The organism is Microbacterium sp. CnD16-F (genome assembly GCF_024124465.1).
Lineage (GTDB): Bacteria > Actinomycetota > Actinomycetes > Actinomycetales > Microbacteriaceae > Microbacterium > Microbacterium gawkjiense.
Genome location: NZ_JAMXSA010000121.1, coordinates 1 through 1,268, shown reverse-complemented (window position 1 = coordinate 1,268; position 1,268 = coordinate 1). Strand labels below are relative to the sequence as shown.

The following is a 1,268-nucleotide window of genomic DNA, read 5'->3' as shown; positions in this document are numbered from 1 at the left end:
CGGCTGGGGTCGGCGCACGCGTCGACCACCTCGGCGAACGCGGTGTCGATGGTGACCGTCAGCCGGCGCACGGCCTGGCGCAACGACCGCGAGACCCGCAGCGCCGACGGCTCCAGCACACCGCGCTCGACCGGCGACCACCACAGCAGGTCGCCCTCGTCCGGCATCGGGAAGGCACCGTGCCGGTAGGCCTCGACCACCGTCGACGGCTCGAGGTCGGCGCCGGCCGCGACGCAGTCGGACCGTGGCCACATGTCGGGGCGGAACTCCCACGGGGACGGGGGCAGCGGGACGGCGGGCACGTCAGGCCTCCAGCACGCGGCCCAGGTGGTGCGCGGGCATGTCGCCCCACTCGCGCCACTCCTCGTCGGTGGCACCCTCGAGGGAGTCCCACCAGGTCAGGGCACGGTTGACGGGCTGGGTGAAGGCCGTGGCGGCGCGCAGCTCGGCCAGGTCGCGCGGGTCGGCGACGTCGGACCACATCTCGGAGTAGGTGGCGAGCACGTCGTCCCAGGCCAGCTCGCTCCGCGTCGTGATCCAGCCGTAGGGCACGCTCAGGACCTCGAGCGCGTGCGCCCACTGCATGTCGCCGAAGTCGAACACGCGCAGGTCGGCGAAGGCGTTCCACGGGTGCACGTCACCATGCTGCACCGTGACCGGGACGCTCGACGACGCGAGGCGCGCGACCGCCTCGAGGAGCTGGTCCCGACGTCCGGCCAGCGCGGTGGCGCCGGCGTGGTCGAGCGCCGAGGGGTGCTCGGTCGGCAGCGACGCGAGGCGGTCGAGCAGGGCGTCGAAACGGGCTGGGACGGTCTCGGGCGAGCAGTCGGGGACGCCGGTGGCGAGCACGGCGTCGCGACGGTCGACGAGACGCCGTTGCAGGCGGGCGGTCGCGATCATGACGCCGCGCCAGTCGGCGAGGGTCGGCTCGCGGGAGTCGCCCAGTGTCACGCCGCGGTCGGCGGTGAGCATCCACCCCCGGGTGGGGTCGACCGCGAGCGGCGCGGCCACCTGGTCGGGCGCGACGTCGGCCAGCAGGGCGTGCAACGCCGGCTCGAACGCCATCGACCGGCAGCTCGCCTTGAACCAGAGGCGCCCGCGGTCGGTGGGCACCACCAGCTGGGTCGACCACGGCCTCACCCGACGTTGCTCGATCGGGCCGGCGAGCGCGTGCCCGGCCTCCTCGGCGCGGACATGGATCCAGGCGTGCGCCTCCTCGAGCCAGCCCGGCGACGTGACGTGCCGGCTGAACGCCTGGTCCATGCGCC

At 74.7% G+C, this 1,268-nt stretch carries 1 protein-coding gene and 1 pseudogene; both read right to left on the bottom strand.

Annotated elements, in window-relative coordinates; all coding sequences use genetic code 11:
* Positions 1-302 (bottom strand): annotated as a pseudogene (locus tag NH287_RS15050) (leucyl/phenylalanyl-tRNA--protein transferase); the annotation flags it as partial.
* Between the two features lies 1 nt (position 303).
* On the bottom strand, positions 304-1,268 hold a 965-nt coding region (locus NH287_RS15045; protein ID WP_253036257.1), incomplete at its 5' end, for a phosphotransferase.